This window comes from Flavobacterium sp. WV_118_3 (assembly GCF_039778605.1).
Lineage (GTDB): Bacteria > Bacteroidota > Bacteroidia > Flavobacteriales > Flavobacteriaceae > Flavobacterium.
Genome location: NZ_CP156060.1, coordinates 3384905 through 3399897, shown reverse-complemented (window position 1 = coordinate 3399897; position 14993 = coordinate 3384905). Strand labels below are relative to the sequence as shown.

General features: G+C 40.4%; 15 protein-coding genes and 2 tRNA genes. 15 read left to right on the top strand and 2 right to left on the bottom strand.

Going from position 1 to position 14993, the window contains the following annotated elements:
* Positions 1-15: 15 nt before the first annotated feature.
* Positions 16-1287, bottom strand: a complete 1272-nt coding sequence (gene serS / locus ABFU83_RS15925) for a serine--tRNA ligase (RefSeq protein WP_347067362.1) — start codon at positions 1285-1287, stop codon at positions 16-18.
* Positions 1288-1460: 173 nt separating this feature from the next.
* Between serS and ABFU83_RS15920 the strand changes: the two genes are divergently transcribed.
* The 13 genes from ABFU83_RS15920 (at position 1461) to ABFU83_RS15860 (ending at position 9830) form a co-directional block, all read left to right on the top strand.
* Entirely contained in the window at positions 1461-3374 is a 1914-nt protein-coding gene (locus tag ABFU83_RS15920) for a M1 family aminopeptidase (RefSeq protein WP_347067360.1), read from the top strand.
* Between the two features lie 77 nt (positions 3375-3451).
* The gene (rseP, locus tag ABFU83_RS15915; RefSeq protein WP_347067358.1) at positions 3452-4777 is read left to right on the top strand and encodes an RIP metalloprotease RseP; all 1326 of its coding nucleotides are present in this window, start codon (positions 3452-3454) and stop codon (positions 4775-4777) included.
* A 72-nt stretch (positions 4778-4849) separates the two neighbouring features.
* Positions 4850-4923 (top strand) — tRNA-Asn (locus ABFU83_RS15910).
* A 71-nt stretch (positions 4924-4994) separates the two neighbouring features.
* Positions 4995-5068: transfer RNA gene (locus tag ABFU83_RS15905), tRNA-Asn, on the top strand.
* 49 nt (positions 5069-5117) lie between these two features.
* Complete coding sequence (locus tag ABFU83_RS15900) at positions 5118-5435, top strand: GIY-YIG nuclease family protein (protein WP_347067357.1); 318 nt, start codon at positions 5118-5120, stop codon at positions 5433-5435.
* Between the two features lie 82 nt (positions 5436-5517).
* Positions 5518-5835, top strand: a complete 318-nt coding sequence (locus tag ABFU83_RS15895) for a GIY-YIG nuclease family protein (RefSeq protein ID WP_347067357.1) — start codon at positions 5518-5520, stop codon at positions 5833-5835.
* 175 nt (positions 5836-6010) lie between these two features.
* The gene (locus ABFU83_RS15890) at positions 6011-6205 is read left to right on the top strand and encodes a hypothetical protein (RefSeq protein WP_300490318.1); all 195 of its coding nucleotides are present in this window, start codon (positions 6011-6013) and stop codon (positions 6203-6205) included.
* 29 nt (positions 6206-6234) lie between these two features.
* Positions 6235-6534, top strand: coding sequence for a thioredoxin (gene trxA, locus ABFU83_RS15885; RefSeq protein ID WP_347067355.1), 300 nt, complete (start codon positions 6235-6237; stop codon positions 6532-6534).
* Between the two features lie 17 nt (positions 6535-6551).
* Positions 6552-6761, top strand: coding sequence for a DUF2892 domain-containing protein (locus tag ABFU83_RS15880; RefSeq protein ID WP_347067353.1), 210 nt, complete (start codon positions 6552-6554; stop codon positions 6759-6761).
* A gap of 94 nt (positions 6762-6855) precedes the next feature.
* Positions 6856-8157, top strand: coding sequence for an NAD-dependent succinate-semialdehyde dehydrogenase (locus ABFU83_RS15875; protein WP_347067351.1), 1302 nt, complete (start codon positions 6856-6858; stop codon positions 8155-8157).
* A gap of 1 nt (position 8158) precedes the next feature.
* A complete protein-coding gene (locus ABFU83_RS15870) occupies positions 8159-8677 on the top strand; it encodes a nuclear transport factor 2 family protein (protein WP_347067349.1) in 519 nt (172 codons plus the stop codon).
* A gap of 133 nt (positions 8678-8810) precedes the next feature.
* On the top strand, positions 8811-9245 hold the full coding sequence (locus tag ABFU83_RS15865) for a hypothetical protein (protein WP_136404087.1): 435 nt from the start codon (positions 8811-8813) through the stop codon (positions 9243-9245).
* 18 nt (positions 9246-9263) lie between these two features.
* Positions 9264-9830 carry a group 1 truncated hemoglobin gene (locus ABFU83_RS15860; protein ID WP_347067346.1) on the top strand — a complete coding sequence of 189 codons (567 nt, stop codon included), beginning with the start codon at positions 9264-9266 and terminating at the stop codon, positions 9828-9830.
* Between the two features lie 65 nt (positions 9831-9895).
* Here the strand turns inward: ABFU83_RS15860 and ABFU83_RS15855 are convergent, their stop codons facing one another.
* Positions 9896-10840, bottom strand: coding sequence for an L-threonine 3-dehydrogenase (locus tag ABFU83_RS15855; RefSeq protein WP_347067345.1), 945 nt, complete (start codon positions 10838-10840; stop codon positions 9896-9898).
* Between the two features lie 176 nt (positions 10841-11016).
* Between ABFU83_RS15855 and ABFU83_RS15850 the strand changes: the two genes are divergently transcribed.
* On the top strand, positions 11017-11604 hold the full coding sequence (locus ABFU83_RS15850; RefSeq protein WP_347067343.1) for a hypothetical protein: 588 nt from the start codon (positions 11017-11019) through the stop codon (positions 11602-11604).
* Positions 11605-11630: 26 nt separating this feature from the next.
* Complete coding sequence (gene mfd, locus ABFU83_RS15845; protein WP_347067341.1) at positions 11631-14993, top strand: transcription-repair coupling factor; 3363 nt, start codon at positions 11631-11633, stop codon at positions 14991-14993.

Here is a 14993-nt window from a genome sequence, read left to right as displayed (position 1 = left end):
TAGTATAAGATTTTATTAATTAATGATATCAAATCCGGTATATGGACGCAACACTTCCGGAATTACGATTCCTTCCGGAGTCTGATAGTTTTCCAGAATTCCGGCCAGTACTCTTGGCAATGCTAATGAACTTCCGTTAAGCGTGTGTGCCAAATGATTTTTCCCGTCTTTATCTCTAAAACGCAACTTCAGACGATTTGCCTGAAAGGTTTCGAAATTCGACACAGAACTGATTTCCAACCAACGATCCTGTGCTGTTGAAAACACTTCAAAATCATAGGTTAATGCCGATGTGAATCCCATATCACCACCGCATAAACGCAGGATACGGTATGGCAATTTCAATTCCTGTAACAGGGTTTTCACGTGTTCAACCATTCCTTCCAAAGCTTCGTATGATTTTTCCGGATGTTCAATTCGTACGATTTCCACTTTATCAAACTGGTGCAAACGGTTTAATCCACGAACGTGTGCTCCGTAAGAACCCGCTTCACGACGGAAACACGGCGTATATCCGGTACACATAACCGGCAATTCGCTTTCCTGTAAAATAACATCGCGGAACATATTTGTTACCGGTACTTCGGCAGTTGGGATCAAATACAAATCGTCGATCCCCACATGATACATTTGCCCTTCTTTATCCGGCAACTGTCCGGTTCCGTAACCCGATGCTTCGTTGATTAAGTGTGGCACCTGATATTCTTTATAACCGGCATCGGTATTTTTATCCAGGAAATAGGAGATCAACGCCCGTTGCAAACGCGCTCCTTTTCCTTTATACACCGGAAAACCGGCACCGGAAATTTTGGTTCCCAGTTCGAAATCGATAATGTCGTATTTTTTAGCCAGTTCCCAATGCGGCATCGCCCCTTCGTGCAATACCGGGATCGCCCCTTCTTCAAAAACGGTTTCGTTATCATCGGCTGATTTACCTTCCGGAACCACATCGGCCGGCATATTCGGTAATTTATACAACTCGTGAATCATCTGATCCGAAACGGTATTTAAAACTTCCGTTAACTCTTTACTTTTCTCTTTTAAAGCGACTGTTTTTTCTTTCAGGATTTCTGCTTTGGCTTTTTCACCACCTTTCATCAACTCACCGATGTCTTTCGATAGCTTGTTCGATTCCGCCAAAATATTATCCAATTCCACTTGCGTTGCGCGGCGCTTTTCATCTAAAGCCACCACTTCTTCAACCATTGCTTTAGCGTCTAAATTTCGTTTTGCCAAAGCCTGGATTACTTTTTCCTGGTTTTCTCTAATAAATGCTATCTGTAACATAGTATAATGATTTTATGGTCAGCAAATTTAAGGAATTGTTTTATATAATAAGACGGGCAATTTTACAAAGCGGAGACAGAATTCGGCCATACAGAGCCAAAAACATATTATTCGAATATTTTAAGCCTATATTTTGTATTATTCCCTAAATTTGGCAAACTTTACTAAAATTTATGAAAAACTATTTCTTAATTTTTGCATTACTGGCAACCACTTTTTCGTTCGCCCAAACCGAAGAAGCCGATTTTTCCAGAATGGTCGAGGCCGAAATGAAGGCTGCATCCGGCATGATGCAATTTGTAGCAAATGCCAATACCCAGAATTACGACATCACCTACCACAAACTCGAATTCACGGTAGATCCGGCCAATTATTTTATTTCAGGCGTCGTAACAACTAACTTTACAGCCAAACAAAACATGAACACCATCACCTTTGACCTAACAAATGCGCTAACGGTGAGCAGTGTTAAACAGGGAAGCACCAGCCTAATATTTACGCAAAACGCAAACGACGAATTGGTAATTACGCTCCCAACAACCTTAACATCCGGTGCTTCGAGTTCAGTAGTCATAACCTATTCCGGCGCGCCAGGCACCGCGAACAACGCTTTTACAGCCAGTTATCACTCCGGAAACCCAATTATCTGGACACTTTCCGAGCCCTATGGCGCCAAAGACTGGTGGCCATGTAAACAGGATCTTAATGACAAAGTCAATACTATTGATGTTTATATTACGGCGCCGTCACAATATGTAAGTGTTGCCAACGGACTACAGGTTAGCAGCACCGACAATGGCAACGGAACCAAAACGACCCATTTTCACCACGGTTACCCGATTCCGGCCTATCTGATCGCCATAGCCGTAACCAACTACCAGATTTACAATCAGGTTGGCGGTGTGGCGCCCAACACTTTCCCAATAGTCAATTACATCTACCCGGAAGGTTCTTTTACCACGCAATCCAATTTAGCCCCTACACCCTCGATCATCAACCTATATGAAACCCTGATTGGCCCGTATCCGTTCCGCAACGAAAAATACGGTCATGCCCAATGTGGATTTGGTGGTGGAATGGAACACACGACTGTTTCCTTTATGGGTGGTTTTAGCAGAAGCCTTATTGCCCACGAAATGGCACACCAATGGTTTGGCGACAAAGTAACTTGCGGCAGCTGGAAAGACATCTGGCTTAACGAAGGCATCACCGAATTTATGTCCGGAATGGTTGTTAAAAACCTAACCAGTAACACCTCTTTTATCAGCTGGAAAGACTCTAAAATAAACAACATTACTTCCCAACCGGATGGCAATTTGTATTTAACCGATGCGCAACTATCCAATGTCGGTCGTATTTTCAGTAGCCGTATCACCTATGACAAAGGCTCGATGGTAACCAATATGCTACGGTTTAAAATGGGTGACACCAACTTTTTTCAGGCGCTTCGCAACTACCTGAACGATCCGGCTCTGGCCTACGGTTATGCCATCACACCGCAACTAAAAGCACATCTTGAAACCGTATCCGGACTGGATCTTACCGAGTTTTTTAACGACTGGGTATACAACCAGGGTTATCCGACCTATAACATCACCGTTCAAAATCTGGGCGCAGGACAAGCTAAAATAAAAGTAACCCAATCCCAATCCCATCCCTCAGTAAGCTATTTTGAAATGCCACTTCCGATTCGTTTAAAAAACGGCACCCTGACACAGGATGTTATTGTAGATAACACGACCAACGGACAAGAGTTTATTGTTTCGGTTCCTTTTACCGTTACCAGTTTCGAATTCGATCCGGAAAAAGATATTATTTCCAAAAACAATACTACTTCTTTGGACACCCGTTCGTTTGCTATTTCCGATACTATTCTGTTATATCCAAATCCAACAAGCGACCGTGTTACCATTCAGTTACCACCCCATATCGAACTGGAGAATATTGAAATTTACAACGCTTTGGGACAGTTAGTCAGCACTCAACCTAAGTCGGAATTTTCGGTAAGCGCTTTATCTAACGGAATCCATTTCATAAAAATCAATACTTCCGAAGGTGTCTTTCATAAAAATTTTATAAAAAAATAGGCAATCTGTAATTCCATGATAAAAAGTAAGGTGAAAACCTTACTTTTGTCGTTTACAATAAAAAAAGTCTTTAAAAAATGATACAATTAGGGCAAATCCTTTTCATACTTTCTGTATTAGTTATCCTCCATGAATTCGGGCATTATATCACCGCCAGAATGTTTAAAGTACGCGTAGAAAAATTCTATCTCTTTATGGATGCGGGATTCTCATTATTAAAAAAGAAGATCGGCGAAACAGAATGGGGAATCGGATGGTTGCCAATTGGCGGTTATGTAAAATTAGCCGGAATGGTTGATGAAAGCATGGACCTGGAACAGATGAAACAGGAACCACAACCATGGGAATTCCGTTCGAAACCGGCCTGGCAACGTCTTATCATCATGTTGGGTGGTATTATTGTAAACATCCTTTTGGCCTGGTTTATTTATACGATGGTCTATGTAACCTACGGTCAGAAATATATTGCTACGGAAGCCATTCAGAAAAACGGACTGGCTTTTGGTGAAACCGGTTTAAATGTCGGTTTTAAAAACGGTGATAAGATTTTAGCGGTAGATGGTAAATACCAGGATCGTTTTAATCGTATGACGTTAGACATCCTTTTAGGAGACAAAATAGACATCGAGCGTAACGGTGAAAAGAAAACGATTATCCTAACCGATCCGCAGAAAGCAGAAATCATCGGAAAAGAAGGTCGTGATTTTATTCAGCCGCGTCTTTCGAGCGTGGTAGTCGATTCAGTTACGCCGAAATCGGAAGCTTTTAAAGCCGGATTTAAAAAAGGAGATCATCTGGTAGCGATCGACAACAAAGAGTTTAAATTCTTTGACGAATTGCGTGATAATCTTAACGCTCATAAAAACGATTCGGTAAGCATTACCGTAATCCGTAACAACGAAAGAGTCAACTTAAAAACTTTAGTAGACAGCGACGGAAAAATTGGCTTTTTACCAACGTTTAAAGACAAAATGGACTTTGAGGTAGTAAACAAATTATCCCTTTTCCAGGCAATCCCGGAAGCCGTTAAAGAATCCTATGCTTTATTGGTTTATAACGTAAAACAATTTAAACTGATTTTACGTCCAAAAACGGAGGCGTATAAGCATGTAAAAAGCCCGGTTGGAATTGCACGCGCTTTACCGGATCAGTGGAACTGGGAGTTTATCTGGAACTTCACAGCACTATTTTCGATCGGTTTGGCGTTTATGAATTTACTACCAATCCCGGGATTAGACGGTGGTCACGCCCTATTTACGATTGCTGAGATGATAACCGGAAGAAAATTAAGCGAAAAAGCGATGGGTCACGTGCAGACTTTCGGGATGATTATCTTACTGACTCTAATGGCCTTAACCTTCGGGAAGGACATCTATCAGCTGATTGCCGATAAATTTTTCTAATTTTTTTAAGCATTTTATTTGCGAGATTAAAATTTCGACTTATATTTGCACCGCAATAAAGGTAACACACCTTCCTCCTTAGCTCAGTTGGTTAGAGCATCTGACTGTTAATCAGAGGGTCCTTGGTTCGAGCCCAAGAGGGGGAGCAAAAAAAAGCCAGTTCAACGCTGGCTTTTTATATCTAACAATAAGTTCTTTTTGACAAAAAATTACAGTTTCCTCCTTAGCTCAGTTGGTTAGAGCATCTGACTGTTAATCAGAGGGTCCTTGGTTCGAGCCCAAGAGGGGGAGCAAAAAAATCCTAATCAGAAATGGTTAGGATTTTTTTTTATTTTTGTAAATGGACAATTTCGTTTACATTCTCTACTCAAAAAAGCTAGACAAACATTATATTGGCTTTACAGAAAACCTTACTCAAAGAATAGAATTTCATTTAAACGATACTCAATCAAGAAAATTCACCTATAAAGCCGATGACTGGAAGTTGATTTTTACCATTCAGTGCGAGTCTAAAAATCAAGGCTTGTCCATTGAAAAACATATTAAATCAATGAAGAGTAAAATATATGTCCGGAATTTACTTCGATATCCGGAAATGAAATTCAAATTACTCGAAAAATACAAAGGAGCACCTGACTTTCAATCAGAGTCCCGATAGCTATCGGGATTGGTTCGAGCCCAAGAGGGGGAGCAAAAAAATCCTAATCAGAAATGGTTAGGATTTTTTTTTATTTTTGTAAATGGACAATTTCGTTTACATTCTCTACTCAAAAAAGCTAGACAAACATTATATTGGCTTTACAGAAAACCTTACTCAAAGAATAGAATTTCATTTAAACGATACTCAATCAAGAAAATTCACCTATAAAGCCGATGACTGGAAGTTGATTTTTACCATTCAGTGCGAGTCTAAAAATCAAGGCTTGTCCATTGAAAAACATATTAAATCAATGAAGAGTAAAATATATGTCCGGAATTTACTTCGATATCCGGAAATGAAATTCAAATTACTCGAAAAATACAAAGGAGCACCTGACTTTCAATCAGAGTCCCGATAGCTATCGGGATTGGTTCGAGCCCAAGAGGGGGAGCAAAACAAAAAAGCCATTCTATCGAATGGCTTTTTTGTTTTTATACACTTTCAAACATTACCTCTCCTACATTAAGTAACATTTGTTACATCCAAACTCCATTATTTTTCGTAAATTTATAAGAAACAGAATTCTTCCACTAATGAAAACCCTATTTTCAAACTGGCATTTTATGCGGTATTTCCGTTTGGCCATCGCCTTATTTATGTTTTATACCGCCTATGAAAACCGGGAATGGCTATTTGGCGTATTCGGATTATTTTTCCTGCTTCAAGCCATTTTTAATTTCGGATGCAACAATAACCAATGTTCCATTCCCAATAAAACCAGACGATAAATAAATCCCAAAATTACACAATAACAATTATGAGTACTTTTTCCGAAATCATTCAAAAAAAAGAACCCGTTCTGGTCGATTTTTTCGCCACCTGGTGTCAGCCTTGTACCGTAATAGCTCCCATTTTAAAAGAAGTAAAAGACACGTTGGGCGATTCGGTTCATATTATTAAAATCGACGTCGACAAAAACCAAGCCCTTGCCGCAAACTACCAAATTCGAAGTATACCTACCATGATGCTGTTTAAAGACGGCCAACAACTCTGGAGACATTCCGGGTTGATTTCCAAAGAGGAATTAATCACTATCATTCGTGCGCATAAAAAGTAACCTTTATCAGTTGTACTATGAGAAAAAATATGGGTAGTATCGACAAAATCATCCGCATTACCATCGCCATCATCTTGTCATTATTGGTATCTACGGAAATCATCACCGGAACAATGGGCTATATCCTATTGATCATTGGTGCTTTATTATTACTTACCGGTCTTTTTAATTTCTGTCCGGTATATTCCTTTTTTAAACACAACACCAGGATAAGGCGATTAAAATAAACACCCTCGTCGCCATTATCCGTAATGACATCTTATTTTAACAAACTATTTTTCTGAAAATAAGTATCTTTACTAGCATAGAAAAAAGTTGATGATGGCTACAAATAACATTCCCGAAAAAATAAACACAGCTGCAGTTGTTTTCCAAATCTGGAAAAAAACGGCTCTAACGGAAAAAATTCGGCATATTGAAAATCTGAAGGTAAAACTTTTAGAAAACAAACAGGAATATGCCGAATCGATCAGCAGGGAAATGGGCAAGCCGATAACACAATCGATCGCTGAGGTAGAAAAATGCGGACTTTTGTGTGACTATTATATTCATAATGCTCCGGTTTTTTTACAAGGCCGAACCATTACAACCGAAGCCACAGAAAGCTACATCACCTACGAACCGCTTGGCGTTCTTTTGGGTGTTATGCCCTGGAATTTTCCGTTTTGGCAGGTATTCCGTTTTGCAATTCCATCGATTGTCGCCGGAAATACGGTTGTGGTAAAACACGCCAGTAATGTTCCGGAAACAGCACAAATCATCGAAACACTTTGTCGCGACAGCGGTTTACCGGAAGGAATCTACCAAAACCTTCCTATTTCAAGCAAAGCAGTAGCCGATGTAATCGCCAATCCGCATATCAAAGCCGTATCCTTAACCGGAAGTGAAAATGCCGGTATTGCCGTAGCCACCGAAGCCGCCAAACACCTGAAAAAATCCGTTTTGGAACTCGGCGGAAGCAATGCTTTTATTGTTTGTGAAGATGCCGATCTGGAAAAAGCCGTGAGTACTGCTGTAAATGCCCGGATGCAAAATGCCGGTCAGAGTTGTATTGCCGGAAAACGCTTCCTGATCCAGGAAAGTATTTTCGATTCGTTTCTGGAAAAATACAAAGCCGCTTTAGGTCCGTTAAAAATGGGTGATCCGATGGATCCTACGACACAAATCGGCCCGATGGCCCGGGTGGATCTCGCTCAGGAAGTGGAAAATCAGGTACAACAATCGGTTGCCATGGGTGCCACTATCGCTTTTGGTGGAACCCGCAACGAGGCCTACTTCGATCCGACCATTATTACCAACGTCACAAAAGAGATGCCTGTTTTTAACGAAGAAGTCTTTGGTCCCGTAGCCGCGTTAGTCGCTTTTAAAAACCTGGACGAAGCCATCGCTATTAGTAACAACTCCCGTTTTGGACTTGGCGTTTCGGTTTTCACTCAAAACACCGATTATATTAAAACCCGTATTGCCGACTTTGAAGAAGGCGCCGTTTTTATCAACGAAATGGTCAAATCCGATCCGCGATTGCCTTTTGGCGGGATTAAGAAATCAGGATACGGACGGGAATTATCCGAAGAAGGCATTCACGAATTTGTAAACATAAAAACGGTACTAATACAACACTAATATGCAAAAAACAGTATTACTTTTGGCGACAGCCTCGCTTTTTGCTTCCTGCATGAAACCGAGCGAAGAAGCCATTAACGAAGAAAAACAGGAAATCAACATGATGCTGGACGAATGGCATCAGGCTGCCGCAGAAGCGGATTATAACGATTATTTTAACGATCTGACTGACGACGCCACTTATATTGGCACCGATGCCACCGAAAACTGGAATAAAAAAGCATTTGGCGAATTTGCCAAACCCTATTTCGACAAAGGACAAGCCTGGAGTTTCAAACCTTTGCAGCGAAATATTTATTTTAACGAGGATCTTTCGATGGCCTGGTTCGACGAGCTTTTGGACACGCAAATGAAAATCTGTCGTGGTTCGGGTGTCGTGATCAAAAAAGATGGCGAATGGAAAATCAAACATTATGTCCTTTCGATGACCATTCCAAACGACAAAATAAACGATGTTGTAAAAGCAAAAAACGACATTGAAAACAAACTGGCAAGCGAATTAAAAAAACAGACGCCATAGCTTTTTTATAGCTTATAACCCATTTTTAAAAACCGGATCATTGTATCCGGTTTTTTTATTTCAATTATTTTAAAACCAAAACCGCTATTTCACCGTAAATAACCCTAACAAACATTTAAAACCAAACTATGCCATGAAAATCAACAAAAAAATCAAATGGATTGCAGGTTCTATTTTAGGCATAACGGTGCTTCTTTTTGTAGTTCTCGTTGTTCATATTCTTTTAGTAACCCCTAAAAATTACGACAACAACAGCCTACAACTCAGCCGTATCGATTTTAAAGAACCTATCGATTCTGTTAAAGCAAAACGTATCAACGCGCAACTGCGAAGCATTGATGGTGTAAAAAACACTTTTTTCAACATTCAGGACGGCACTTTAGTTTATTCGCACGATTTAAATAAAGTTGACGCAGAACAGGCATTTGAAGCCCTTATGCAAAAAGGAAACTATCAAGCCGAACGCTTTGTAGTGACCGATGCAATGAAAAACACCGGATGTCCGATCATGGATCGGAATTCGTTTTCCTATCGTTTTTCAAACGGAATACACAAACTATTTAATTAACTATAAAACCAAATTATTATGAAAAACAGTTTAAAAATCACTTTCGCAGGGCTTTTACTTATTGGAGTTGCCACTTTTTACTCCTGTAGCAAAGACAACGACGACACACCGGTAGTTGTAACGCCGCCTACACTTTACCAGAAATTAGGCGGAACCACTATGGTAGCCGATCCGAACAATCCGTCGCAAATGATCGAAAAAGGACGTTTGGGATTACGCTCGGTAGTAGACAGTACTATTTTTGTTATTGCGGCCGATCCACAGTTACAACCTTATTTTTCGACCTTACTTTCGGAAGTAGGTTCCGGAAACACCACCAACCTGGCCATCTTAAGCAAAAACTTAACCGACTTCTTTTGTGTGGGTACCGGAGCAAAGAATTTTACCTATTCCGGTTTAAATATGGTGGACGCACATAATCCGGCGACAAACCCGAGAATGGCAATGAAAGCCAATAATGCCGACATGGACAAATTTATCGGCGATGTGGTAATTGGCGCACAAAAGAATAGTGTACCAAACGAGCTGATCGGAGAAGTTGGCACACTACTGGAATCCCTGCGAACGCAGGTTGTACAACAATAACTCCATTTTAATTAACCTGCATGCAACAAAAAGGGACTGCTTAAAATGAACAGTCCCTTTTGTTATTATTTTTTAGAAAGATTTTCCAACATTACCGCAGTCATCTTTTCTAAGTCGAAGTCATGTTTCCAACCCCAATCATTTCGCGCACAACTGTCATCAATACTTGCCGGCCAGCTGTCGGCAATTGCCTGACGGAAGTCCGGTTCATACCCAATTGTAAATTCCGGGATCTGTTTTTTAATTGATTCCGCAATTTCTTTTGGCGTAAAACTCATTGCGGAAAGATTATACGATGAACGAATTTTCACATCATCGGCCGGCGCCTGCATGATACTGATTGTCGCTTTAATTGCATCATCCATATACATCATTGGCAAAGCCGTTTCTTCCGAAAGGAAACAGGTATACGCTTTATTTTCCAATGCTTTATAATAAATATCCACGGCATAATCGGTTGTTCCACCACCGGGAGGTGTTGTCCAGGAAATAAGTCCCGGATAACGGATACTTCTTACATCCACACCATATTTCTGATGATAATACTCACACCATCTTTCACCGGTTTGTTTGGAAATTCCATAAACCGTAGACGGTTCCATTACGGTATATTGTGGCGTATCGATTCGCGGTGTTGTTGGTCCGAAAACAGCGATACTGGAAGGCCAGAATACTTTTTTAATTTTTTCGGCTTTCGCCAGATTTAACACGTGGAATAACGAATTCATATTGAGATCCCAGGCAAAAGCAGGATTTTTTTCAGCGGTAGCCGAAAGCAATGCCGCCATAAGATATACTTCGTCTACTTTATATTTTTCAACAACTTCTTCAATCTGGTTAAAATCCATTGCATTGACCACTTCGAAAGGACCTGTTGACACAAATTCCTGAGTTCCTTTTCTGATATCGGAAGCAATCACATTATCATTTCCGTAGATCTGGCGCAATTTAACGGTCAGTTCAGAGCCAATCTGACCACAGGCACCAATAATTAAAATTGTTGTATTCATATTTTAGTAGTAGCTATATTTTTGACAAAGATAGCGATTCGAAGCTATTTACAACTTACTTTAACTTGTGATTATTTAGGGCGTACGATTAATTTTAGTTAACAAATTCCCATAAAAAAAGAAGTTTTCAATAACATTTGTAAATTTGTTGCTTCATACTAACGACTTTATTAAAAATGAAATATATCGTACCTGTTTTAGCGGTTTTATCCCTTTTTCTTTTTTCATGCAATAACAAAGAAGAACGCGAAACAGCCTATATAAAATCCTTACAACGACGGGATTCCGTTTTTGCCGTAATCAACGCCAACTGGAAGTTCGATATTCCGGCTGTAAATCCGAAAGTACAAAGCAAAATTCAGAATTGGCAGGAATGGCACCAGTTCAAACAGGAATTGGAACAAAAACCCAAAAGCACCCTTAACGCATTCAAACTAAAAACGATAAATCTGGTTAAAAAATCCGATTCGTTAACGAATAATATTCCGTTTATTTTTGACACACCAGCCGTTAGAAGCCGGCTTTCGACGCTTAACACAAAAATAAAATCGCTGGAAACCTTTATCTCGCTGGATTATATACCGACACAAAAAGTGATCCCGTTGATTCGTGAAGTTTCGGAAGAAACAATTTCCATACAGGATCAAATGGCCGAGATCATTTATAAAATGGAAATTCCAAGAGAGGTCGGCGAAACCGAAATGCTTCAGGCATTAGACACTGTTCGTCGTGCACGAGCCGGTTTTACAGAACCGAAACAATAGTTTCCATTAATCAAAAGTAGTATTCCTTGAAAAACGATATTGTAACCTTATACGAAAAATCGCCCAAGATTAACCAATTGGCGGAACAACTTCAAAAAAGAGAAGAAAAGATCCATCTAAAAGGATTGATCGGATCGTCGCTTTCGTTTGTTGTTCAATTGCTTTTTCAGAAGAGCGATTTACCTTTTTTACTGCTTTTCCAGGACAAGGAAGAAGCGGCCTATTATCTGAATGATCTTGAAAATCTGATCAACGATCAGGATGTTTTATTTTATCCCGGTTCCTACCGTCGTCCGTATCAGATTGAAGAAACCGACAACGCCAATGTTTTACTTCGCGCCGAAGTACTCAACCGAATTAACTCGCGCAAAAAGCCCTCGATTATCGTTTCGTATGCCGATGCGATTTTCGAAAAAGTCGTAACCCGTAAGGAACTCGACAAAAACACCTTAAAAGTCACCACCGGTGACAACATCTCGATCGACTTTATCAACGAGGTGCTTTTTGAATACAACTTCAAACGCGTGGATTTCGTATCGGAACCAGGCGAATTTTCGGTTCGCGGTGGTATTGTTGACGTTTTTTCATTTTCGAACGACAATCCATACCGAATCGAGTTTTTCGGAAACGAAGTCGACAGTATTCGTACGTTTGATGTCGAAACCCAGTTATCGGTCGAAAAACAAAAAAAGATCACGATTATTCCGAATGTCGAGAATAAATTTCTAAAAGAAAATCGCGAAAGCTTCCTGGACTATATAAGTCCGCAAACGGTAATTTTTATCCAGAACACCGATTTATTGTTAAGCCGACTGGACAAATTATTCGAAAAAGCCAACGAAGCCTTTCAAAAATTGTCATCGGAAATTCAGCATGTATCGCCCGAAAACATGTTCCTGAACCAACAATCCTTTGTAAAAAGATCATTGGATTTTACGATTGTGGAACTGGCTTCGAAACCGATCTACCGAACCCAGAAAACGGTCGAATTCCACACACAACCACAACCGTCGTTTAACAAGCAGTTTGATTTGTTATTAAACAACCTGAACGACAATCATTTCAACGGTTATAAAAACTACCTTTTCTGTTCCAACGAAGGTCAGGCAAAGCGTTTTCACGACATTTTCGAATCGCTGGACGAAACGAATCACGAAGACATCCGCAAACAATACAAAACCATCGTTTCGCCTTTATACCAGGGATTTATCGACGATGAAAACCGGATTGCCTGTTATACCGACCATCAGATTTTTGAACGGTACCATAAGTTTAATCTGAAAAACGGTTATTCAAAAAAACAGACCATCACCTTAAAAGAACTGACCACCTTATCCGTTGGCGATTATGTTACCCATATTGACCACGGCATTGGAAAATTTGGCGGTTTACAAAAAATTCAGGTCGAAGGCAAAACCCAGGAAGCCATTAAACTGGTGTATGCCGATAACGACATTGTGTATGTGAGCATTCATTCCTTACATAAAATATCCAAATACAACGGAAAAGACGGTGCGCCACCCAAAATATACAAACTGGGATCGAGCGCCTGGAAAACCTTAAAACAAAAAACCAAAGCCCGGGTTAAGCACATTGCGTTTAACCTGATTCAATTATACGCCAAACGCCGACTGGATAAAGGTTTTGCCTTTGCACCCGACAGCTATCTACAGGCCGAACTGGAAAGTTCTTTTATTTATGAGGACACCCCGGATCAGTTAAAAGCCACTCAGGATGTAAAAGCCGATATGGAAAACGACCGTCCGATGGATCGTCTGGTCTGTGGTGACGTAGGTTTCGGAAAAACGGAAGTTGCGATCCGTGCCGCCTTTAAAGCTGTAGACAACGGTAAACAGGTTGCGATTCTGGTACCGACAACTATTTTGGCCTTTCAGCATTATAAAACCTTCCGCGACCGGTTAAAAGATATGCCGGTTAATGTGAATTATATTAACCGATTCCGTACTGCCAAGCAAAAAACCGAGATCCTGAAAGAACTCGAAGACGGTAAACTGGACATTATTATCGGAACCCACCAGTTGGTGAACAAAAATGTGGTATTTAAAAACCTTGGTTTATTAATTATCGACGAAGAACAAAAATTCGGCGTAGCGGTAAAAGACAAACTCAAGACGATCGCCCAGAATGTTGATACGCTTACCTTAACGGCGACACCGATTCCGAGGACTTTACAATTTTCGTTAATGGCGGCACGAGACTTATCGGTTATTACCACGCCACCACCCAATCGTTATCCGATCGAAACCCATGTGGTTGGCTTTAACGAAGAAGTGATCCGTGATGCGGTTTCGTATGAAATCGAACGTGGCGGTCAGGTTTATTTTATCAACAACCGAATCGAAAATATCAAGGAAGTAGCCGGAATGATTCAGCGACTTGTTCCCGGTGCCAGAGTTGGCGTAGGCCACGGTCAGATGGATGGAAAAAAACTCGAAGAACTGATGCTTGCTTTTATGGATGGTGAATTTGACGTATTGGTCGCTACCACCATCATCGAAAGCGGATTGGACGTTCCGAATGCGAATACGATCTTTATCAACAATGCCAATAATTTCGGACTATCGGATCTACACCAGATGCGTGGTCGTGTAGGACGAAGCAATAAAAAAGCGTTTTGTTACTTTATCTGTCCGCCGTATTCGGCAATGACGGAAGAAGCCCGCAAACGTATCCAGGCGCTGGAACAATTTAGCGAACTGGGAAGTGGTTTTAATATCGCGATGAAAGACCTTGAAATTCGTGGTGCCGGTGATTTATTAGGTGGTGAACAAAGCGGGTTTATCAACGAGATCGGTTTTGACACCTATCAGAAGATCATGAACGAGGCGATCGAGGAACTAAAAGAAAACGAATTCAAGGATTTATATCCGGAAGACAACGATATCGAAACCAAGGAATACGTAAAAGACATCCAGATCGACACCGATTTTGAGCTTTTATTCCCGGACGAATACATCAACAATATTTCGGAACGTCTGAATTTGTATAACGAGCTGAGTGTTATCAAAACCGACGCCGATTTACAGGTTTACGAACAAAAACTGATCGACCGTTTCGGCCCTTTACCGAGACAAGCAGTCGCTTTACTGAACAGCATCCGTATCAAGTGGATTGCAACCAGTATTGGTATTGAAAAACTGGTTTTAAAACAAGGTAAGATGGTGGGTTATTTTGTAGCCGATCAACAATCGGATTTTTACCAGTCAAATCGTTTTCATAAAGTACTACGTTTTGTACAACAACAGGGTAATTTATGTAAGATGAAAGAAAAAGAAACCAAAAATGGCCTTCGCCTGTTACTGACGTTCGAGAATGTAAAATCGATCAAACGGGCTTTGGAATTAATGGAAATGATGCATCAAAATTAA

What these genes read in the sequence shown, in the direction of transcription:
- ABFU83_RS15865 (WP_136404087.1), top strand. Translation starts at nt 8,811, where the DNA reads ATGAAAATCAACAAAAAAATCAAATGGATTGCAGGTTCTATTTTAGGC.
- ABFU83_RS15850 (WP_347067343.1), top strand. Translation starts at nt 11,017, where the DNA reads ATGAAATATATCGTACCTGTTTTAGCGGTTTTATCCCTTTTTCTTTTT.
- ABFU83_RS15860 (WP_347067346.1), top strand. Translation starts at nt 9,264, where the DNA reads ATGAAAAACAGTTTAAAAATCACTTTCGCAGGGCTTTTACTTATTGGA.
- ABFU83_RS15920 (WP_347067360.1), top strand. Translation starts at nt 1,461, where the DNA reads ATGAAAAACTATTTCTTAATTTTTGCATTACTGGCAACCACTTTTTCG.
- ABFU83_RS15880 (WP_347067353.1), top strand. Translation starts at nt 6,552, where the DNA reads ATGAGAAAAAATATGGGTAGTATCGACAAAATCATCCGCATTACCATC.
- ABFU83_RS15895 (WP_347067357.1), top strand. Translation starts at nt 5,518, where the DNA reads ATGGACAATTTCGTTTACATTCTCTACTCAAAAAAGCTAGACAAACAT.
- rseP (WP_347067358.1), top strand. Translation starts at nt 3,452, where the DNA reads ATGATACAATTAGGGCAAATCCTTTTCATACTTTCTGTATTAGTTATC.
- ABFU83_RS15875 (WP_347067351.1), top strand. Translation starts at nt 6,856, where the DNA reads ATGGCTACAAATAACATTCCCGAAAAAATAAACACAGCTGCAGTTGTT.
- ABFU83_RS15890 (WP_300490318.1), top strand. Translation starts at nt 6,011, where the DNA reads ATGAAAACCCTATTTTCAAACTGGCATTTTATGCGGTATTTCCGTTTG.
- ABFU83_RS15855 (WP_347067345.1), bottom strand. Translation starts at nt 10,840, where the DNA reads ATGAATACAACAATTTTAATTATTGGTGCCTGTGGTCAGATTGGCTCT.
- serS (WP_347067362.1), bottom strand. Translation starts at nt 1,287, where the DNA reads ATGTTACAGATAGCATTTATTAGAGAAAACCAGGAAAAAGTAATCCAG.
- ABFU83_RS15900 (WP_347067357.1), top strand. Translation starts at nt 5,118, where the DNA reads ATGGACAATTTCGTTTACATTCTCTACTCAAAAAAGCTAGACAAACAT.
- trxA (WP_347067355.1), top strand. Translation starts at nt 6,235, where the DNA reads ATGAGTACTTTTTCCGAAATCATTCAAAAAAAAGAACCCGTTCTGGTC.
- ABFU83_RS15870 (WP_347067349.1), top strand. Translation starts at nt 8,159, where the DNA reads ATGCAAAAAACAGTATTACTTTTGGCGACAGCCTCGCTTTTTGCTTCC.